Here is a 20,561-nt window from a genome sequence, read left to right as displayed (position 1 = left end):
TGGTGACGTGTTGGGGGGAGGCTTACCCAAACGTCCTAACGGTGTGGCTTTGACCTGAGCCGCAGGCATTTGCCTGTTTGCATTTTGGCGGGGAGTGCCTAATTTTGCGGCATGACCATCAACTGCCGCAAAACGTTGTGCGTCCGGCGGCGCCGTTTTTTGGGCCTTACTGCCGTTATGGCAGGGGCTTTGTCCTGTGGGGTGTGGGGGGGCGCTCCTTCCACCAGCCGGCGTGCAGCCAAAGTGGCTTTGCTCAATTGCAAGGGGTACGACTTGCAGGTGCTGAAAGAAGTTTACCGCCGGGGCTTTGATTTGTTGGGGGGGATTGGGCGCCTGGTTAAAGGCAAAACGGTCACCATTAAACTCAATCTGACCGGCACGGGCAACCGGCCTGCGTTCAATCGTCATCCCGGTTTCAGTTACATGACCCATTTCCAGACCGTTGCGGCCCTCATGGCGGTGTTGTTCGGCGAAGGCGCGCGGCGTGTGCGACTGGTGGAATCCACCACCAGCCGCGCCCGCCTGGAGCAAACGCTCCAGTTTCTGGATTGGGACGTGCAGGCGCTTTCCGCGCTGGGGGCCGTTGAATATGAAAACACCCGCAACCGGGGCGTCGGACGCGATTACGCCACCTTGAAAGTCGCCAGCGGCGGTTACATGTTTTCGTCATTTCAGTTGAATCATGCGTATGCGGACACCGATGTCTTCATTTCGTTGACGAAATTGAAAGATCATGTGACCACCGGGGTCACGTTGAGCCTGAAGAACCTCTTTGGCATCACTCCCAACAGCCTGTACGGCGATCAGGCGGGCAACGAGGATGCCACGGCAGGACGCGGAATACTGCATGGCCCGGGCGTGGCGGAGGACCCAGCCCGCGCGGCCAAAATCCAGCTTCCCGGCCTCAAGAAAGGCTATCTCGATTATCCGCGTGAACCCGGTTACCGGGTGCCGCATATCATTGCGGATGTATGCGCGGCGCGCCCCATTGATTTTGCCATCATTGATGGCATTACCACCATGACCAAAGGTGAGGGCTGGTGGTGCGGCGACGTGGGCTATACCGAGCCGGGCTTGATGATCATGGGGCTGGACCCCGTGGCCACGGATGCCGTGGGCATGGCCGTCATGGGGTACCCCAATCCGCGGGCTGAGCGTGGCACCGTCCCCTTCTTCCAATGTGAAAACCACTTGTTATTGGCAGAAAAGGCCGGGGTAGGCACAGCAGACCTGGCTCAAATCGAGGTGCTGGGGCGCACCATCAAAGATTGCATTCACCCTTTTCCGCACAGCCCGCTTTATAAAAAATCCTGATGCCCCAGCCCCTGCTGGCCCGGCTCAATACTTGGGCACCTTGGGGTCAATTTGTTCGGACCATGCCGCGATGCCGCCTTTGACGCTTTTCAAGTGCCGGAAGCCTTGTTGCCTGAGAAATTGCAGGGCCTTCATGGAGCGCATCCCGCCCTTGCAATGCAAATAGTAGGTTTTTTCCGGATCCAATTCCTGCACCCGCTTCGGCAACTGGCTCAGGGGCAGCAGCACGGTGCCGGGGATGCGCGCAATCTGGTATTCGTCCGGCTCGCGCACATCCAGCACCACCACGCCCTCGCGGGGATGATCGAGAATTTGCTTCAGCTCGTGCACCGTAATTTCATCCGCCGCCGCTCCCTGGAGGGCGGCCGTGTTACAGACAGGTTGAGGGTCCATAAGTTGGGTGATGGTGGGCGTCGCGCTGCATACCGGGCAGCGCGGGTCCCGCCGCACCTTGATTTCCTTAAAATGCATGTGCCAGGCGTCCACCACCAGCAAACGACCCAGCAGGCTTTCACCGCCGCCGAGAATCAATTTGAGCGCCTCAATGGCTTGGAGACAGCCCACCAAGCCAGGCAGCACCCCGATGACACCGGCTTCGGCACAACTCGGCGCGGCCTCGGGCGGCGGGGGCTCCGGATACAGACAGCGGTAGCAAGGTCCCCCTAAATGCGGGGCAAATACGCTGGCCTGCCCTTCAAAACGAAAAATCGCGCCGTACACGTTGGGCTTGCGCAACATCACGCAGGCATCATTGGTCAGATAACGGGCAGGAAAATTATCCGTGCAGTCCACCACCAGGTCGTAAGCGGAAATAATCTCCCGGGCATTGGCCGCCTGCAACCGCACGGGATGCGAGATGACCTTCACCTCGGGATTCAGCCAGTGCAGCGTTTCCCGGGCTGAGTCCACCTTCGGACGGCCGGCATCAGGCGTGCCGTGCAGGGGTTGGCGGTGCAGGTTGCTCACGTCCACCACGTCGAAATCCACCAGCCCCAGCGTGCCCACCCCTGCGGCGGCCAGGTAAATGGCCACCGGCGACCCCAACCCGCCCGCTCCCAGGATTAATACGCGGGCGGCGCGGATTTTTTTTTGGCCTTCCAGTCCCACCTCAGGCAATATGAGATGGCGCGCGTAACGGCGCATTTGCTCTGTGGTTAAGTCCATCGTCGTAAGGACGGGGAAACCTTACGTCAGATGGCCGCATTTGCAAGTGGACACTCGACACACACCATGAACCGCGAAGTGCCAGTCAGTTTCAAAAGCCGGGCCACGCCCACTGCCGCTGCGGAAGTGGCGGCGAGCATTCTCCGCCGCTCCAAATTACGGCCCACCCTGGCCATCCAGTTGGGCAGCGGCTTTCAACATCTTTTGGCCAGTTGCACGGTGGTCCTGGAGATTCCCTATGCCTCACTGCCGGGCTTTGCCATGCCAGATGTGCCGGGGCATTTGGGCAAATTTGTGCTGGGCAGCGTTGAAAAAATCCCCGTGGTGTTGCTGGGCGGGCGCTCCCATTATTATGAAGGGAAAACGATGGGCGACATCACCTTTCCCATCCGCGTGCTTGCGGAGTTGGGCATTAAATCCATCCTGCTGACCAATGCCGCCGGCGGCATTAACAGCAGTTATCGTCCCGGTGATTTTATGTGTGTCACAGACCACATCAATTTCATGGGTGAGAATCCGTTGCGCGGTGCGGTGGCTCCGGGGCGGCGCCGGTTCATTGACATGACCGATGCCTACAACCGCTCATTGCGCCGTCTGCTGCAGGAAGCTGCGGACCAGGCTCAAATCCGGCTGCACCACGGCGTATTCCTGGCGGTGAGCGGCCCCAGCTTCGAGACGCCGGCGGAAATACGCGCCTTTGGCCTGCTGGGCGCCGATGCGGTAGGCATGAGCACCGTGCCGGAAACCATTGTGGCCCGGCAATGTGGCCTGAAAGTGGCTGCCCTGGCCTGTATTACCAATTTGGCTGCCGGCCGCAACAAAGAGCCGCTTTCCCACCACGAGGTTTTGGAAACTGGCAAGCGCGTGGCACCGCAGGCGGCGGCCCTGATTGAAAACTTTGTCCGCCTTTACGCCAGCCACTAAAGGCAAGGAAAACGAGCGGTAATTAATCATCAGGAAATCCCCGGCTTTCAAAGGCTTGTTAGCATGGCCAAGGCGCAATGGGCTCGCAGGTGGGGTGGGAAAGGGGGGCTTGGATATGCAGAAAATGCGTGTAACTACCGGGGATGTTGTGATTTTGGTGGCTGGGGGCGGAATCGAACCGCCGACACAAGGATTTTCAGTCCTCTGCTCTACCAACTGAGCTACCCAGCCACCGCCGAGGGTGCGCGTCAGCGCGGGCATCAAAGTGCATGACGAGCGAGCCTATTGCAAGCAGGAAAATTCGCTGTCTTGCGTGAAGTTTCTTTTCGTCTAGGGCCCAAGGCGTTTTCCGGTATTACAAGGCGATTTTTTCGGCAGCCTGCGCCACGTCTTTATCGCCCCGGCCTGAAAGGTTGATGAGGATGATTTTGTCCTTGTCCAGGGTGGGGGCACGCTGGATGGCGGCGGCAATGGCATGCGCGCTTTCCAGCGCCGGTATGATGCCCTCCAGCCGCGCCAGGCGCAGGAAGGCGTCGAGTGCCTCTGTGTCGGTAGCGTAAGTGTATTCCACGCGGCCCTGGTCCCGGAGCCAGGCATGTTCAGGCCCCACGGCGGCGTAGTCCAACCCTGCCGAAACGCTATGGGTGAGTTCGATTTGGCCGTATTCGTCCTGCAAGACATAGGAGCGGGTGCCCTGGAGGACGCCCAGGGAGCCTCCCTGGAAACGAGCGGCATGTTTGCCGGGCTGGATGCCCTCGCCGCCGGCTTCCACACCCAGCATGCGCACGGAGGCGTCAGCCAGAAACGGATAAAACAAGCCGATGGCATTGGAGCCGCCGCCGACACATGCAATCAGCAAATCGGGCAGTCGTTCTTCTTTTTCCAAGATTTGGCGGCGGGCTTCATCGCCGATGACGCGCTGAAAGTTACGCACCATGACGGGGTACGGGTGTGCCCCGTAAGCAGTGCCCAGAATGTAATGGGTGTGCCGGACATTGGTGACCCAGTCGCGCATGGCTTCGTTGATGGCTTCTTTGAGGGTGCGCTGTCCGGCGGTCACCGGCACCACCTGGGCGCCCAGCATTTTCATGCGGAACACGTTGAGTTTCTGGCGCTCGCAATCGGTTTCGCCCATGTACACCACACATTCCAGCCCGAACATGGCGGCGACGGTGGCAGTGGCGACGCCGTGCTGGCCGGCGCCGGTTTCAGCGATGACCCGGCGTTTGCCCATGCGGCGGGCCAGCAGCACCTGGCCAAGCGCATTATTGATTTTGTGCGCTCCGGTGTGCAGCAAATCCTCGCGTTTCAGGTAGATTTTGGCGCCGCCCAGCTCGCGGGTGAGACGTTCCGCATGGTAGAGAGGCGTCGGACGGCCGCAAAATTCCCGCAGGTAATACTGGAGTTCGTCTTGAAATGCCGGGTCCTGTTGGGCACGGAAGTATTCCTCTTCCAGCTCCCGCAACGGGTGCATCAAGGTCTCCGGCACAAATCGTCCGCCATAGGGGCCAAAGTGCCCTTCGATGTCGGGTGCGCCGACCGCCACTGAGGCGTTATTGTTCATGGGATTAATGTAGGGCAAAGGGGTGATGATGGAAAATGCAATTCTGGGGGCGGACGAATGCGCCTCAGGCGGTTGGTGTGCCGGGTGGGGCCACCGCCACGGCGGCGGAGGCAGCGGAGGGGCGGGGCAGGCGGCGGCACAGCAGCCACCAGGTCACCAGGCCGGTGAGCAGGGAAAGCCCAGCACCCACCAGGTAGGGCAGGGCAGGGTGCAATGCGTAATAAACCCCCGCAAAAACCGGACCGGCAATGCGGGCAAGGCTGCCCATACTTTGGGCCACCCCCAGCGTGGCGCCTTGCTCGTGGGCATCGGTCATGGCCGAAATCAGCCCAAACAAAGGGGGTCTGGTCAAGCTGGCGCCAATGGATAGCGCGCCAATGGCAGCCAGCAACAGCCACCAATCACTTCCTCCTGGCGCAAACAACGCGCGAAAACTCAATTCGGTATGACCTCGGATGAAGGGCAGTGGCAGCAGGCTGAAACCCACAATGAACAGACTGATGGCGATAATCCGCGATTCCCCAAAACGGCGCACCAGCCGGCCAATTAGACCGCCCTGTACCACGGCCCCAATCACGCCGCCAAAGGCAAATAGAATGCTGACCACTTCGGCATCCCGGGCAGTGGCCGGGTCGAGCCGAAAATTACGGCTGACCAGCAGCCCCAGCGTGGTCTCATAGCAGGTGAAACAGAAGGTCGCGAAAAAGAACACCAGCACCAGCAGACCGATTTGCGGATGTTTCATGGTATGCCGCCATTGTTCCCATCGGGGACGCGGCGTCACTGCATCCGGCGCATGGCGGCTTTCCGGCAACATGAAAAAAGCAAAGAGAAAATTGGACAAACACAGTGCCGCCGCCAGCCATCCCGGCCCGGCATGGCCAAAAAGTTTCAAACTTACAGCGCCCAAAGCCGGTCCAAAAATGAAGCCCAAGCCAAACGCCATGCCAATCAGCCCCATACGGCGGGAGCGTTCGTTGGGAGGGGTGATGTCAGCAATATAGGCCTGGGCGACGGCGATGTTCGCGCCACAAATCCCGGCAATGACGCGGGAGCCGAGGAGCAGCGCAATGGCGGCCGGCCCCTGCAGAGTGGAGGCTACGCCAAAGGCGGCATAAGACAAAGCGGCGCAGGCGGTGCTTCCCAGCAGCACGGGGCGGCGGCCAATACGATCCGACAGCCGTCCCCATACGGGGACGAATAGAAACTGCATCAGCGAATAACTGGCCATGATCACCCCGATCATGACCTCGCTGGCCTGCAATTTTTGCCCATAAATGGGCAACAATGGCAGTACAATGCCGAATCCCACCAGGTCCATGAAGACCGTTAAAAAAATGATCCCCATCCCCGGGGTGTTCCGGCGATGCCAGGAATGACGTTCCATTAAAGTGAAAGTTTAGGCCAGACCGTCCAAAGCGCAAGCCTGAGAGGCTTGTGCAAGGGAGCACATTGAAGTGACTTGTAACACAGCGCAAGTGTCACACCCGACGCAGGGACTGGCGGGGGACAGTCCCCCCAACCGCGTTTGAACGCGGGCGTTACCCGCTGGTCCCATGTGCTGGTCTTTGGCGATTGCCATGCTGGCCATTTGCGACGATAGTATGACAAGTATGCAACGCAGAAATGCAGAGGCTTGCTCCGGCTGGGCGTGGTTACTTGTTGGGATGTGGATTATGGCCGGTGTTTTGCCCGCGCAAGTTTCCAACGGTTTGTTTTCGGTTCAGTGGGGTTTGCCGACGCCGGCCTCGCGGGTACTGGTCGCACACGATGATGCATGGCACTACCGTTTGGGCACTAATGCGCCTCAAGCCAACTGGACGACGTTGGGGGATAGCCAGCTTGATGCCACTTGGACAGTCGCCAGGGGAGGTTTTGGCTTTGGCGATGCCGGTATTGCGGGAGAAAACACCACCGTCAACGTGGCCAACATTTGTTCCACGCTCTATTTGCGGCGCACTTTTCAGGTGACCGAGCCCCTGGACCCGGCGGCCATATTGCGTTTGGTGGTGGATTATGACGATGGGTTTGTCGCCTATTTGGATGGGGTGGAAATCGCCCGCGCCAATTTGACCAATGCAGCGGGTACGGCCGTCTTGCATACCGCCACCACGGGAGGCCGCAGCCATGAGGCGTCCTGTTGCAATCCCCCTACCAACCCGGCTGAGACTTTTACGGTGGGGCCGGTGGGCGACCGCCTGGCGCCGGGAGAGCACGTGCTGGCCATTATTGCGGTCAATCAAAGCCTTGGCAGCTCGGACATGCACATCATTGCTGAATTACGGCTGGACCCGCCCTCCAGCAGCGAAGTGCATGGGGCCTTTTTCAGCATCGTGGGCACACGCGGGCTGACGGTCAGGGGGCAACAACAGCTTCCCGGGGCCCGTTGGGTGGTGATTCAAGGGGAGGAATTCGCCGGGCCGTCCGTCCCTGAAATGTGGCAGGTTTCCGTGCCCTTGTCACCGGTGGTTAACCGCCTGTCGGTGCAGGTCACCGACGGGACAGGCCACATCTTGGGAGAAACCAATCGTCTGGTTATTTTGCGGACGGCGGAAACATTGACGGGAGGAACTTTGGCTTCCAATACGATTTGGCGTGCGGGAAGTGTTGTGCGATTGACCAATGGGGTGGTAATCCCCCCCAATGGGTCTTTAACCCTTGAACCCGGGGTGGTGGTGCTGGCCGAGGCCAATGTGGTGCTGCGTGGCACCAACGTTGTGTTGCGGGCGAATGGCACGGAGGACCAGCCTATTCTGTGGTTGCCAGCCGATGGCAGCAATACCAACTGGGGGGGCATTGCGCTGGCCGGCACCAATACCAGTTTGCATCTGCAACATCTTGATATGCTAGGTGGTTACGTGGATTTGCGGGATGGGGCGCAGGGGTTGTTGGAAGATTGTTTCCTGCATGACTACCATGGTTCCAGTCCGCCCATTATTCAAACCGTGGGTACGCCCAAGGAGGTGACCATCGTCCTGCGCCGCTGCCACATTGCCCGCTATCACGAATTGCTGCTCCGCCTGAGTCATGTCACCCTTGAGGATTGTTTGTTGGAGTATCTGGATTACAGCGGCGACGGCATTGATTTCGACGGTGCGCGGCCCGGTTCGCAAATCCGGCGCACAACGGTGCGGCGAGGCACCATTTACAATACGGACGCCCTGGATTTGGGCGAGTACTCGCCCACGGAACCTTCGCGGGGAGTGTTGGTGGCCGATTGCCTCCTGCACGATTTTGTGGACAAAGGGGTCAGCATGGGGGCGTATGTGGAGGTGACTGTCAGCAATTGCGTGATTTACAACGTCGAGAGTGGCATTTCGGTCAAAGACAGCTCGCTGGCGGCCGTTTATCAAACGACCGTGGCTGCGGCGGATTATGGCATCCGCAATTATAACAAAGCCAATACCAATGCGCCCACCGGCGGCGGGGCCATTACCAGTTCCTGGAACAATATCTTTTGGAATCTTCAGGTCGCCGCAGTGTCGTTGCTCAACGGCTCAAGTTTGGAGGCGGAGTATTCCGATTTCCAAAACACCAACTGGCCGGGCGCAGGCAATGTATCCCAAGACCCACTTTTTGTGAATGCTGCCCGCCATAATTACCGCCTGGCCACCAACTCACCTTTGCTCGCGGCCGGCCGCGACGGTGCGCCCATGGGGGCGGTTTATCCGGTGGGAGGCATACCGGCTGCGCCGGCGGCTTTGGAGGCTCTGCGGCTGGTGCCTGGAGCAGTCACCCTTCGCTGGCAGGATGACGCGGACAACGAGGAGGAGTTTGAGGTGCAACGCTCCACTGACCGCCGACAGTGGCAGACCATTGGCAGCGCGGAGGCGGATATGCTGGAATTTCTGGACGAAGCGCCCCTGCCAAACACCCGTGTTTATTATCGCGTGCGTGCCCGAAACCGCTCAGGGGTCTCACCGTGGTCCGCCCCGGCTGGCGCATACGTTATCGGTGCGCCCGCCCTGATGGAGGCCCGGCTCAAATCGGAAGGGGGGCTCAGTCTCAAGTTGAGTGCGGTGGCGGGAACGGAAGTGGTATTGGAAGGGTCCAGCGACCTTCAAACCTGGCAGGAATTAACCGCAACCAACGCTCTTGGGGGTTGGGTTGAAATATCAGACCCGGAAAGTTCAAGGCTGCCCTGCCGGTTTTATCGGGTGCGCTTGTCGCGCTAGCCCCTTCTTCGTACACGCCTGCGGGGCCATGATTGCTTTTAGGTCCTAATTGCTTTACCTTCATCACCGCACATTATCTGGGCATGGAACGGAGCGACGCGGAACTCATTGCCGCGGTGTTGAAGGGAGACACCGACAGTTTCGCGCCTTTGGTGGCCCGCTACAGCCCGCGCGTCTTCGCCACCGCCCGCCGCTACGCCCGCAAAGAAAGTGAGGTGGAAGACATTGCCCAGGAGGTTTGGCTGCGGGCGTATCAAAAATTGTCCAGCTTTCGCGGAGAGGCGCCTTTCGAGCATTGGTTGATGCGGTTGACCGTCCGCGTTTGCTACGATTTTCTGCGTGAACATCAACGCAACCGCGAAGTGGCCCTCACGGAAATCACGGAGGACCAGGAGGACTGGCTTGAGCGGTTCAACCAGGACCCGGCCGGCGCTGACAGTGGGGCGCAAGCGGCTAAAGAGTTGATAGACAAAGTGTTGGAACAACTTTCCCCGGCGGCTCGGTTGATTATTACCCTGTTGGAAATCGAAGAGCGGCCCGTCAAGGAAATCGCCCAATTGACCGGATGGTCCGTCTCTTTGGTTAAAGTCCGGGCTTTCCGGGCGCGCCGGGAGATGCGGAAAGTTCTGGAAAGAATGGCGCGTGACAAATATTATTGAGCACGCTAAAAATGCCCTGTAACTTTTGTCCGGGGCTTGCCGTCTGAAAGTTTGGCAGGCTTATGAAGTACGAGGCACTGGAAAAGAAACTGCTCGCCGCCGCCCGCAGCCATCCGCCGGGTGACCAGGTGCCGTATGCCTTTGAGCAACGTGTGCTGGCTCGCCTGAAACAAAGGCCGCAGGTCGAGCCGCTGGCCTTGTGGTCCCAATGGTTGTGGCGGGCGGCCGTTTCCAGCCTGCTGGTCACTCTGCTGGCCGGATTGTGGGCGCTCACTCCTCCCTCCAAGCCCATGTCGGGCACGTATGCGGATGATTTTGAGAGCCTTGTGTACGCCGGGCTGAACGAGATTGGCGACAGCCGGTGAAAACCTGGAAGGTCATTTTAGCCGCAGCGGTCATCTTTGTGGCCGGGGTTTTGACGGGCGGGGTGGTGGTGTGGAAAGCACGTTCCCTGCCCAGCCTGCCCGCTGCCCGCAATCAGACCAACGCCCCAAGCCCTTGGTTCATTCATCGGCCAGATTTTCTGGAGGTGATGAAAAAGGAGCTGGCCTTGACACCCCAGCAGTCTGAAAAAATTGCCGCCGCCGTTCGCACCAGCCGGCAACGCACGGATTTCCTATGGGAAATGCTCAAAGAACCCCTCCAGGAGGAATTATACCTGCTTAAAGAAAACATCCTGGCGGTGCTTGAACCTGAGCAGCAAAAGAAATTTGAAGAACTCATCAAGCCTCGGCCGCCGCGTTGGGAGCAAGGCCGCCGTTGGGGCGGGGACAAGGAGGATCGGGGAAAGCCGCCGGGACCGGGTGGACCCGGGGCGCCGCCTGATGGCCAAAAACATCCATCCGGCCCGCCACCGTGGGGTGCTCCACCCCAGCCTCCCGGAGGCAAACCGCCGGCGGGACCTCCCCCTGCACCTCCGCCTCCTCCTCAGGGCGGCAAGCCAGCCCCCCGGGGCGAGCGTTAAGCCCCTCTCTTAGTCGCAGCATCTCGCTTAGTCGCGGCCTGCGGCGGCAAGGAAGGGCTTGATTTCACGCATCAGCCGGGTGAAGTGGTCAAACGTCAACTGCTGCGCCCCGTCACTCCAAGCCTCTGCGGGATTGGGGTGCACTTCGAGCAGCAAACCATCAGCTCCCATGGCCACGGCCCCTTTACACAAGCTCATCACCAAATCCGCTCGTCCGCACCCCTGGCTGGGATCAATGACAATGGGGCAATGCGACTCGTTTTTAATGATGGGAATGGTGGAGAGGTCCAGCGTGTTGCGGGTGTAGGTTTCAAAAGTGCGAATGCCGCGCTCACAGAAGATTAGGTTGGGATTTTCGTTGGCCAGAATGTACTCGCCCGCCAGCAGCCACTCCTCGATGCGCATGGACAAGCCGCGTTTGAGCAGCACCGGTTTGCCGGTGCGGGCAGCAGCAATGAGCAGTTGGAAGTTTTGGGCATTCCGTGTGCCGATTTGTAAAATATCGGCGTATTCCGCCACCAAATCCACATGCTGCTCGCTGAGCAGCTCGGTGACAATGGGGAGGCCGGTTTCCTGCCTGGCCTTGGCCAGCAGCTTAAGTCCTTTTTCCCCAAGGCCTTGGAATTCGTAAGGACTGGTGCGGGGCTTGAAGGCCCCTCCCCGCAGCACGGTTGCGCCGGCTTGCTTGACCACCTTGGCGGTGGCCATCAATTGCTTTTCACTTTCCACGGAACAAGGCCCCGCCATCACGTGAAACTTGCGCGCCCCAAGGATGACATTGGAACTGACCTTGACGGTGGAACTGGATGGGTGCGCCTCCCGGCTGACGAGTTTATATCGCTTTTGCACGGGCATGACGCTCTCGACCTGCGGCCAGGCGGTGAGCGTTTCCAGCGAGGCATGGGTGCGCTCGTCGCCGATGGCCCCGATGACCGTCCGCGCCACCCCGCGCATGACATGGGGTTCGTACCCGAGCTTCTGGATTTCTTTGAGGACTGCGTTTTCCTGTCGCCGGGTGATGTTGGGCTTAAGAACAATAATCATAATATTTCTGGAACTTGCTGCTTAAAAAAACAAACCGCAGGAGGCATTCCTGCGGTTGAAAAACTGACTCTGGAAACGTCGGCAGCTCAAACGCAGGCCTGCGGGTGGCCATACCACCCGTACCACGCGCCATTAAATCGAAAGCTGCTCACGTTCACGCGGGCTAATTTAATGACTCGGCCAAGGGCGTCAAATAAAAAATTACGCCCGGAATCCCCTGCAAATCCTCCACGCCATGGCCCTGGCGCTGGCCGGAGTGCCGCTCCACTGGCGCCCCCTCAACCTCTCTCAACGTCATCATCTAAACTTGGCTCCCCCTCTACAAGGGTCACAATTTACCCCGCCTTTCCATTTCCCGATGCGATTCCCGTTTGACAAGCGGCGTGGCTTTGTGGAAATTTCTGGCGCTGCAAGGCACGAGTGCCAGAGTAGCTCAGGGGTAGAGCAGGGGACTCATAAGCCCTTGGTCGGGGGTTCAATTCCCTCCTCTGGCACCATTCTTTTCTTGGCTAACTTGCGAATTCTCCCGGCAGTCGCAGTCCGCCGCCTCAAGCATTCCCATGTGCAGGAATCCTTGTTTCCATCCGGCAGACCCCATCATTGGTGGGGATGAGCGGGTTGAGGGAAAATGAGAAAGGGTAAAGCAAAATTAATGGTCGGGGCGGTGCGATTTGAACGCACGACCTTCTGAACCCCATTCAGACGCGCTACCAAGCTACGCTACGCCCCGACACGTTCCGGCTTCCGTGCGAAAGCCAAACGCGAGGGCAATTTAAGCCAGAGCGCCGCTGGATTTCAACTTCTTCTTTCGCAAATTTTTTTGCGGGCGGTCACGCCGCTGTCACATTTCGATGACTCATTTATGGCATGAACACGGCGAACAGTTCCCAGCGGCGGCATGCTCAGAACTTATTGGCCTGCTGGCCCGGCCCGTCAGCAGCGAAAAGATTTGAGTTTCGGCGGGCGCGTTGGTGTACTGCTTCCCCAGACATGCAAGCCGTTGAACACGAGATTTTTCATTATCATTCACTGGACGAACTGCGGGCGCGCATTGCGGCGCTGGGGCTGGCGCACATCTTGGAATTGAGCGAGGATTTGTCCCCGTTGTTCATGCCTTTGCGAGTGGGCGCCCTCACTTTACCCAACCGGTTTGTGGTGCTTCCCATGGAGGGTTGCGACGGCACCCCGGAAGGGGCGCCCGATGAACTGACCTTCCGCCGTTACCGCCGTTTTGCCGGTGGCGGGGCAGGGCTGTTGTGGTTTGAGGCCACGGCGGTGGTGCGGGAAGGGCGGGCCAATCCGCGCCAGCTCTGGTTGCATGCGGGCACGGTGGATGCCTTTGCGCGGCTGGTGGACATGACACGACGGACGGCCGCGGAAACGATGGGGCCGCAGCATCGTCCCATGCTGGTTTTGCAGCTTACGCATTCGGGGCGATACAGCCGGCCGGGACGCAAGCCGCAGCCCATCATTGCGCACCATTCCAAGTATCTGGACCCGGCACACCAACTGCCAGCAGATTATCCCTTGATATCGGATGACGAGTTGGACCGCTTGCAGGAGGCCTACGTGGAGGCTGCCCGGCTGGCCCGCCAGGCCGGTTTTGATGCGGTGGACATCAAGGCTTGTCACCGGTACTTGGTCTCTGAGCTGTTGGCCTCGTTCACGCGTGAAAACAGCCGGTATGGGGGAGAGTCTTTGGAAAACCGGAGCCGGTTTTTACGGGAGGTGGTATGCAAAATCCGTGCCGCTGTGCCGGGGCTGCTGGTGACTTCGCGGATGAACGCTTTTGATGCCATGGCCCATCCTTATGGTTTTGGCATGAATCGGGAGAATCCCCAGCAACCTGACCTGGCGGAGCCGAAAGCATTGGCGCAGTTTTTCCATGAGCAACAAGCCCCCGTGCTGAACATCACGGTGGGCAACCCTTATCACAACCCGCATGTCAACCGCCCCTTTGATTTGCCAGTCATGGGGGCGCCCCTGTCGCCGGAGTCGCCGCTGCGCGGGGTGGCGCGTTTTGTCCAGATTGTGGCGGAGATGCAACGGCACCTGCCTGAATTGCCCATGATTGGCGGGGGGTATTCGTGGTTGCGCCAGTTTTTTCCGCATCTGGCGGCGGCCAACGTCCGCAAGGGCTGGGTGGCGCTGGCCGGGATGGGGCGCCTGGCATTTGCCTATCCCAATGCCGTCCGGGAGCTGGCCGACCACGGCCGGTTGAACCCGGAGAAAGTTTGCGTGGCCTGTTCAGCCTGCACTCAAATCATGCGGGATGGGGGCCGCACGGGGTGTGTGCCGCGGGATGCGGAAATCTACGAGCCAATCTATAAGGCAGGGCGCATGGAGGCGCTGGACACGATTTTGCAAATGGCGGAGACCTGCCGCCAATGCAGTGCCCCCACCTGCCTTTCCGGCTGCCCGGCCAGAGTCAACATTCCGCGGTTTGTCGGACTGATTGCCCGGCGGCAGTTCCGCGAGGCGTATGAGGTGTTGCGCGAAGCTAATATCCTGGCGGCGGTTTGTGGTTATGTGTGTCCGGCGGAAGTTTTGTGTGAAAGCCGGTGCATCAACCAGCATTACACCGAAACCGTACCCATCCAACATTTGCAACGTTGGGTTAGCCGCAAGGCGCTCGAGGAGGGATGGGCGGCAGAGGCTCGTCCTTTGCCCGCCGCCACCGGTTTCAAAGTCTTGGTGGTGGGCGGGGGGCCGGCGGGGATTGCGGCGGCCGTGCGTCTGGCAGGTTTGGGGCATCGGGTCACTCTCCTAGATAAGGAACCTGCGCCCGGCGGCGCCTTGCAGACCGTGCTGCCCCCCGAGCGTTTGCCCAGTGAAACCATTCGCCAGGAAATTGAGGCGGTACTGACCTCGTGCGCAGGGGCCATTGAGCGCCAGCAGGGACGCCTGGATGCGGAGCATCCTCTGGATTTTTGGCTGGGCCAGGGTTACCACGGCATCATTTTGGCGCCGGGACTGGGACAATCCGCCCCCGGGTTAAAAGGGCCTCGTCCCAAGTCGGGGGTAGAAGGGGCCTTGGAGTTCTTAGCGCGCCTTAAACAAGGGGGACGCGTGAGCGGCACGGTGCTGGTCTTGGGGGGCGGCAACACGGCCATGGACGCCGCAGTGTCAGCGCTGAAAGCCGGAGCGGATGACGTGCTGGTCATTTATCGGCGGTCGCTGCAGGAGATGCCCGCGTGGCCGCAGGAGCGTGAACACGCCATTCATTGTGGAGTGGCGATACTCTCCCTGACTCTGCCGCTGGAATATATATCTGATGACCAAGGGCGGGTTTGTGGGGTCAAAGTCGTCCGCACGCGCCTGGGGCCCCAAGATGCTTCAGGGCGTCGCACGCCCCTGCCCATTCCGGGCACTGAGCACATCCTGCCGGGCAATTGGGTGGTGGAGGCTTTTGGACAGAAATTGGACAGTGGTTTGCGTCAAGCCCTGGCAGAACTGCGATTTACCGAGCAAGGGCTTATCTGGACCCAACCTGGCAGCTTGCAAACCTCGCGGCCGGGGGTGTTCGCAGCAGGAGATGCCGTGAATGGCGGCACCACCGTGGTGCAGGCGGTGGCAGAGGGGATGAAAGCCGCAATGGAATTAGATGCCTGGTTGCACCGCAAAGACCAGGCCCAGCCCGGCTCCACCGCCGGCTGAGCGGCTTGCGCTTTATCGTCACGGCCATTACGATAGTGGCATGGACTGGCAAACAATCGTGGTGGTGGTGGCGGCGGTGGTGGCCTTGATGGTGTGGAAAAGCTTGGGACTGGTGAGTGTGCGGACCGCACTGGAGCATCTCAAGAAAGGCGCCCAAGTGATTGACGTGCGCACGCCGGAGGAATTTCGCCGGGATCACCTGCCCGGGGCAGTCAACGTGCCCTTGCACGAATTGGAAGAGCGCATTGGGAAGGTGGCCCCCGACAAAAACCAGCCCCTGCTGCTGCATTGCTTAAGCGGAGGACGTAGTGGCATAGCGGCCCGGAAGCTTCGTCAGTTGGGTTATCAAAAGGTGTTTAATTTGGGTGGTTATTCCCGCGCCGCCAAGGTGGTCCGCCAGCAGGCGGGCAGATAGGCTTTGACGCGCGGTCTGAGCCTCACCCGGCTGGCCGTGGGGGATGAGTAAAACGCACTTCGGTGGGAATGCCCAGCCGTGCGGCAAATTCGGCTTCCACCTCGTATTGCAGTTTTTGGAGGAACCAGATGGTATCGGCAAACAAGTCCGCTGTCAGAGCCACTTTGACGATGATGCGACCGGCAGTGATTTCCAAGGTGAAAGGATGACCGGCCAGGCGCGTGTGGCCCAGCACCTCGGCAATCTGGTTTTCGTAAAGGGGTTCCTCGTTGACTGAAAGGCGCCCATCCAGTCGTTCCCCGGGTTCCAAAATGACCCCGGTGCGTCCACAGGAGCAGCGCTCATGGCGCAGGCGGGCGGCCACACGGGTGCGGTAGCGCAAAAGCGGCAGAGCTTCGCGGCACAGCGTGGTCACCACCAGCTCACCGTCGCAGACTTCCACCAGGAATTGGTCTTCATGCACATGAAAATGCCCGGCATCGCATTCCACACACAGGCCGGGGTCCAGGATTTCTCCCAGGCCAAAATTACAATGGGCCACGGCAAAAAGACCAGCGGCGATTTGCTCGCGCAAGGGCGGCGGCACAGGACGGGAAAGCAACACGGCGCGCAGATGCAGGCTCTGCGCGTCAGTGCGGTTGCGGTCCAGTCGTTGAATCAGGTCCAGGGCGTGGGTGGGCGTGGTGATGAGAACGGTGGGACGGTAGTTTTGCAGCATGGCCACCTGGTAGTCCGTATGGGCCGGGTCTTCGGCAATGACGGAGGCACCCAGCATTTCCGCGCCCAGCACGTAGCCGGAGGCATGGGTAAACAGGCCGCTGCCGAGGGCGATTTGCACGACATCATTGGCCGTCACCCCGCAGGCAGCCAGTTGGCGGGCCACCAGGCGGCCCCATTGTTGCAAGTCGCCGTGCGTGTGCCCAATGACCACGGGGCGTCCGCCTGGTCCCACGGTGGTGTGGAGACGAATGACTTCCCGCAGGGGAAAGGCAAACATGCCATAGGGAAAACTGTCGGCCAGCTCTTCGGGAGTGGTGAAGGGGAGGCGCGCCAGCGCGGCCAGCTCCGGCACGCGTGCTTCGCCCAGTTTTTCACGGTAGCGGCGCACATTGCGGCGAAGGCGTGCCAGCAGGGCTTGCAGGCGTTCGAGCTGGAGCTGCTCCAGCTCGGGGCGGGGCATGGTTTCGTAACGTGGTTCAAAAGGTTTCATGGCGTGGTGTCTTCGCGGCCTTTGCCGAGGTAGGCGCGTTGCACTTCCGGATGATGGGCCAGGTCGCCGGCTCGGCCCTCCAGCAGGATTTCTCCATTTTCCATCACATAAGCGCGGTCCGTCACCTCCAAGGTGGCCCGGGCATTTTGTTCGACCAGCAGCACGGTCAACCCGGCTTCGCGCAGTTTGACAATTTCCTGAAAAACTTCGCGCACCATCAAGGGCGCCAATCCCATGGAAGGCTCGTCCAGGAGCAGCAAACGGGGACGCGCCATCAGGGCGCGGCCAATGGCCAACATTTGTTGCTCGCCGCCGGAAAGGGTGCCGGCCACCTGGCGCAGGCGCTCGCGCAGGCGCGGGAATCGTTCCAGCACAATTTCAAGTTGCAAACGCCGGTCAGGGTTGTGGTAACCGCCCAGGAGGAGGTTTTCCTGCACGGTCATGTCGGCGAAAATCATTTTGCCCTCGGGCACCATCACAACGCCGTTGCTGACCCCGCGCCAGGCCGGCTGGCCGCGGAGGGAGCGCCCATCCACCCGCACCTCACCGTCCCAAATCGGCAGCAGGCCGGCCAGGGCGCGCAGCAGGGAGGTTTTGCCGGCGCCATTGGCGCCGAGCAGGCCAACAATTTCTCCGGCGCAGACGTGCAAACTCACGCCGTGGATGACTTCGAGGCTGCCGTGGCCGCAGCGCAGGTTTTTAACTTGCAAGAGCATGCTCAGCTTCCTGCCCCAGATAGACGCCAATAACCTTGGGGTCGCGGCGGATGACCGAAGGCGGACCTTCGGCAATGGTGGCCCCAAAGTGCAAAACCATTAGTTCATCCGCCAGGTTCATGACCAGGGGAATGTCGTGTTCCACCAGCAGGATGGTTACCCCCCGCTCCCGGATTTGACGGATGGTGTCCGCGAGCGCGTTTTTTTCCGCCGGATTCAGGCCACTGGCCGGTTCGTCCAGCAGCAAAAGAGAGGGGCGCGCGGCCAGGGCACGGGCCAGTTCCACCATGCGCCGCTGGCCAAAAGCCAGGGCATGGGCTGGGCGAGTGGCCCAGGATTCCAAACCCAGCCAGCGAAGCTGCTCCATGGCCTGCTCACGGATGGCCCGCTCCTCGCGGCGCATGCCGGGCCATCGCAGGGCGCAGCTCAGAAAATCGTGATGCGTATGGGCATGGCAGCCCACCATCACATTTTCCAGCACGTTCAGCCGGGGAAACAGACTGGGATTCTGAAAAGTGCGCGCTACGCCCAGGCGGGCAATGCGATAAGGCGGCCAGCCGGTGATGTCGTGTCCGTCAAAAAACACCTGCCCGGCGTCTGGCTTTAGCAATCCAGAAATCAAATTGAAGAAGGTGGTTTTGCCAGCGCCGTTGGGCCCGATAAGGCCCTTGATTAGACCGCGTTCCACCTTCAAGGAAACTGCATTCACGGCGACCAGGCCGCCAAAGGCGCGCCGCAGGGAGCGGGTCTCAAGCAGGGGCATCGGTGGCCTCCTTTCGGCGGGCGAGTTTGCGCCACGTGCGCGCCAGACCCTCGCTTATGGGACGCAGCGGCCCTTCCGGCGCCAGGGAAACGATGACGATAAGGACCATACCGAAGATGGCATGGTCCAGGCTGCCAAACCAGCCTCGGAAGGAGCAGAAATTCAGGGCGGTGCTGACCGTGGTGACCCCCCACAAGCTGGACATGCCGCCCGCCGCCGCCAGCGCCACGTAACGCACGGATTCCAAGGCTCCCGCCTTGGAGGGGCTGATGCCACCTGTGTAATGGGTGTAAAAAACTCCTGCCAGCGCCGCCAGCATCGCACTGGCAACGAAGGCCTTGAGTTTGTAGCGCGCCGTATCAATGCCCGCGGCATTGGCCGCCGTTTCCCGGTCATGAATTGCCTGCAAAGCCCGCCCTACACGGGAATAAACCCAGTTGCGCAGCAGCAGCAGGGTGAGCACCAACAGCCCGGACGCCACGTAAAAATTTTGCACCCGCAGCTCCGGACGTCTGCCCAAGGTCAAGCCCAAGGGCAAAGACCAGGCGGGCACATTGGTGAGGCCGTCCGAAGCGCCGAGGGTCGAGCTGCCAATGATGATTTTGCTCACAATCAGCCCAAAACCCAGCGTTGCCATGGCCAGGTAATGACCGTGCAAACGCAAGGCCGGGTAGCCAATGATGAGGGATATGGCCAGGGTTATCAGCAAGGCCAAACCGCATCCTGCCCAAGGCTGGCCGGTGAGGATGGGATTATTGTAAAGGTCAGTGCGTTCCTGCAACATGCCTAAATTCTGCATGAGACTCACCAGCAGCGCATCTTTGCTGGCGGCAAAGTTATGGGTGGTGAACCAGGCGGTGGTATAACCGCCCATGGCAAAAAAGGCGGCGTGGCCCAGGGACACCTGGCCCGCAAATCCCATCAGCAGACAAAGTCCCAGAACCACGACCGTGCAATAGAGCGCCATGGTAAGCTGGGTCAGCCAGAATTCGCGCCCGGCCAGTTTCAGAATCACCTGCAGTGCAATCAGCGCGGCAATCAGGCCCAGATAAGGCAGGATTTTTTTCAGCGCGCTCATTTAATGCTCCCGCACCCCTTGTCCCGCCGGTTTGCCCCAGATGCCGTGGGGCCGGAAAAACAGCACCAACAGCAAGACCGCAAAGGCGGCCACATCATTGTAGGCCGCCGGTAACACACTGACGCTGGCGGCTTCCAGAATGCCCACCATCAAGCCGCCTGCCAGCGCGGCGGTGGGATTGCCCAAACCGCCCAGCACCGCGGACGCAAACCCTTTGATGGCCAGCGGCGCGCCCATTTCGTAGTGGGTCATGGTGATCGGGGAGATCACGCACCCTGCCAAGGCCCCCAATCCGGCGCTCAAACCAAACGCCAGCGTGCGCATGTTTTGCAGATTGATGCCTGCCAGCATGGCGGCCTCTGGTTGCGCTGAGCAGGCCCGCATTGCCTGGCCGGTCAAGGTTTGGCGTAAAAACAAGTGCAGCACCAGGACGGCAATGCCCACCGTGCCGAGCACCCAGAAAACCTGGGGGGAAATGGAGGCGCCCCACCAGCGGACGGAGGAGGCTTCATTGCCCGTGAAATAGGGCAGCGAACGCACTTTTTCATCCCAGATATGCAGGGCGGCCTCCTGGATGACGATGGAAAGACCGATGGTGATAATAATCAAATGCAGCACGGAGTGCCGGCGCAGGCGTCGGAAAAAAGCCAGCTCCAACCCGCATCCCAGCAGTGTGACAGCCAGCACGGCGCCGGTGACCGCCACCGGCAGGGGGACAAAGGCGGCCAGCGTGACGGCTATCATGCCGCCCAACATCACAAATTCACCCTGGGCAAAATTGAGGACGCCAGTGGCGCTGTAAATCAGGTTAAACCCAATTGCCACCACGGCGTAAATGCTGCCCTTGGTAATCCCGGAGAGCAGGTATTGGAGCGCCAGATTATCTGCGTCCATGCCGCGTCAAGTATGGCCTG

Annotated in this window: 17 protein-coding genes and 3 tRNA genes; 9 read left to right on the top strand and 11 right to left on the bottom strand. The window is 60.2% G+C overall.

The features are described 5' to 3' along the window. The first annotated feature begins 111 nt into the window (after positions 1–111). On the top strand, positions 112–1,314 hold the full coding sequence (locus NXS98_RS06520) for a DUF362 domain-containing protein (RefSeq protein ID WP_283847669.1): 1,203 nt from the start codon (positions 112–114) through the stop codon (positions 1,312–1,314). A gap of 24 nt (positions 1,315–1,338) precedes the next feature. Here the strand turns inward: NXS98_RS06520 and moeB are convergent, their stop codons facing one another. Further along, on the bottom strand, positions 1,339–2,478 hold the full coding sequence (gene moeB / locus NXS98_RS06515) for a molybdopterin-synthase adenylyltransferase MoeB (protein WP_283847668.1): 1,140 nt from the start codon (positions 2,476–2,478) through the stop codon (positions 1,339–1,341). Between the two features lie 66 nt (positions 2,479–2,544). Between moeB and NXS98_RS06510 the strand changes: the two genes are divergently transcribed. Beyond that, positions 2,545–3,402, top strand: coding sequence for a purine-nucleoside phosphorylase (locus tag NXS98_RS06510; protein WP_283847667.1), 858 nt, complete (start codon positions 2,545–2,547; stop codon positions 3,400–3,402). Between the two features lie 155 nt (positions 3,403–3,557). Here NXS98_RS06510 and NXS98_RS06505 read toward each other — a convergent pair. The 3 genes from NXS98_RS06505 to NXS98_RS06495 form a co-directional block, all read right to left on the bottom strand. Then, positions 3,558–3,633: transfer RNA gene (locus NXS98_RS06505), tRNA-Phe, on the bottom strand. A 124-nt stretch (positions 3,634–3,757) separates the two neighbouring features. Then, entirely contained in the window at positions 3,758–4,966 is a 1,209-nt protein-coding gene (gene trpB, locus NXS98_RS06500) for a tryptophan synthase subunit beta (RefSeq protein ID WP_283847666.1), read from the bottom strand. Positions 4,967–5,030: 64 nt separating this feature from the next. Further along, positions 5,031–6,353 carry an MFS transporter gene (locus NXS98_RS06495; protein ID WP_283847665.1) on the bottom strand — a complete coding sequence of 441 codons (1,323 nt, stop codon included), beginning with the start codon at positions 6,351–6,353 and terminating at the stop codon, positions 5,031–5,033. A 289-nt stretch (positions 6,354–6,642) separates the two neighbouring features. Between NXS98_RS06495 and NXS98_RS06490 the strand changes: the two genes are divergently transcribed. The 4 genes from NXS98_RS06490 (at position 6,643) to NXS98_RS06475 (ending at position 10,764) form a co-directional block, all read left to right on the top strand. Then, complete coding sequence (locus NXS98_RS06490) at positions 6,643–9,141, top strand: right-handed parallel beta-helix repeat-containing protein (RefSeq protein WP_283847664.1); 2,499 nt, start codon at positions 6,643–6,645, stop codon at positions 9,139–9,141. 83 nt (positions 9,142–9,224) lie between these two features. Continuing rightward, positions 9,225–9,800 (top strand): RNA polymerase sigma factor, encoded by a 576-nt coding sequence (locus NXS98_RS06485; protein WP_283847663.1) that lies wholly within the window; start codon positions 9,225–9,227, stop codon positions 9,798–9,800. Positions 9,801–9,862: 62 nt separating this feature from the next. After that, complete coding sequence (locus NXS98_RS06480) at positions 9,863–10,165, top strand: hypothetical protein (protein WP_283847662.1); 303 nt, start codon at positions 9,863–9,865, stop codon at positions 10,163–10,165. Then, entirely contained in the window at positions 10,162–10,764 is a 603-nt protein-coding gene (locus tag NXS98_RS06475; RefSeq protein WP_283847661.1) for a hypothetical protein, read from the top strand. Before NXS98_RS06480 ends, NXS98_RS06475 begins: the two co-directional genes overlap by 4 nt. 27 nt (positions 10,765–10,791) lie before the next feature. Here the strand turns inward: NXS98_RS06475 and aroF are convergent, their stop codons facing one another. After that, entirely contained in the window at positions 10,792–11,808 is a 1,017-nt protein-coding gene (gene aroF, locus NXS98_RS06470) for a 3-deoxy-7-phosphoheptulonate synthase (RefSeq protein ID WP_283847660.1), read from the bottom strand. A gap of 422 nt (positions 11,809–12,230) precedes the next feature. Here aroF and NXS98_RS06465 point away from each other — a divergent pair. Continuing rightward, a tRNA-Met gene (locus NXS98_RS06465) sits at positions 12,231–12,305 on the top strand. A gap of 156 nt (positions 12,306–12,461) precedes the next feature. Here NXS98_RS06465 and NXS98_RS06460 read toward each other — a convergent pair. Beyond that, positions 12,462–12,538 (bottom strand) — tRNA-Pro (locus NXS98_RS06460). Positions 12,539–12,798: 260 nt separating this feature from the next. Between NXS98_RS06460 and NXS98_RS06455 the strand changes: the two genes are divergently transcribed. Together NXS98_RS06455 and NXS98_RS06450 are read left to right on the top strand one after the other, a co-directional pair. Continuing rightward, the gene (locus NXS98_RS06455) at positions 12,799–15,465 is read left to right on the top strand and encodes an FAD-dependent oxidoreductase (protein WP_283847659.1); all 2,667 of its coding nucleotides are present in this window, start codon (positions 12,799–12,801) and stop codon (positions 15,463–15,465) included. A gap of 40 nt (positions 15,466–15,505) precedes the next feature. Then, the gene (locus NXS98_RS06450) at positions 15,506–15,880 is read left to right on the top strand and encodes a rhodanese-like domain-containing protein (RefSeq protein WP_283847658.1); all 375 of its coding nucleotides are present in this window, start codon (positions 15,506–15,508) and stop codon (positions 15,878–15,880) included. A gap of 22 nt (positions 15,881–15,902) precedes the next feature. On the opposite strand, the gene NXS98_RS06445 is transcribed toward NXS98_RS06450, so the two are convergent. The 5 genes from NXS98_RS06445 to NXS98_RS06425 are packed head-to-tail and all read right to left on the bottom strand — an operon-like array spanning position 15,903 to position 20,541. After that, positions 15,903–17,090: a phenylacetate--CoA ligase family protein gene (locus NXS98_RS06445; RefSeq protein ID WP_283847657.1), complete on the bottom strand. Its 1,188-nt coding sequence runs from the start codon at positions 17,088–17,090 to the stop codon at positions 15,903–15,905. After that, the gene (locus NXS98_RS06440) at positions 17,087–17,806 is read right to left on the bottom strand and encodes an ABC transporter ATP-binding protein (RefSeq protein ID WP_283847656.1); all 720 of its coding nucleotides are present in this window, start codon (positions 17,804–17,806) and stop codon (positions 17,087–17,089) included. Before NXS98_RS06440 ends, NXS98_RS06445 begins: the two co-directional genes overlap by 4 nt. Further along, positions 17,790–18,569, bottom strand: a complete 780-nt coding sequence (locus NXS98_RS06435; protein WP_283847655.1) for an ABC transporter ATP-binding protein — start codon at positions 18,567–18,569, stop codon at positions 17,790–17,792. Before NXS98_RS06435 ends, NXS98_RS06440 begins: the two co-directional genes overlap by 17 nt. Then, positions 18,556–19,647, bottom strand: coding sequence for a branched-chain amino acid ABC transporter permease (locus tag NXS98_RS06430; protein WP_283847653.1), 1,092 nt, complete (start codon positions 19,645–19,647; stop codon positions 18,556–18,558). The genes NXS98_RS06435 and NXS98_RS06430 overlap by 14 nt, the downstream gene beginning before the upstream one ends. Beyond that, positions 19,648–20,541, bottom strand: coding sequence for a branched-chain amino acid ABC transporter permease (locus NXS98_RS06425; protein WP_283847652.1), 894 nt, complete (start codon positions 20,539–20,541; stop codon positions 19,648–19,650). Positions 20,542–20,561: the final 20 nt, after the last annotated feature.

This window comes from Fontisphaera persica (assembly GCF_024832785.1).
GTDB lineage: Bacteria > Verrucomicrobiota > Verrucomicrobiia > Limisphaerales > Fontisphaeraceae > Fontisphaera > Fontisphaera persica.
This window is presented reverse-complemented; position numbering and strand designations above follow the sequence as displayed.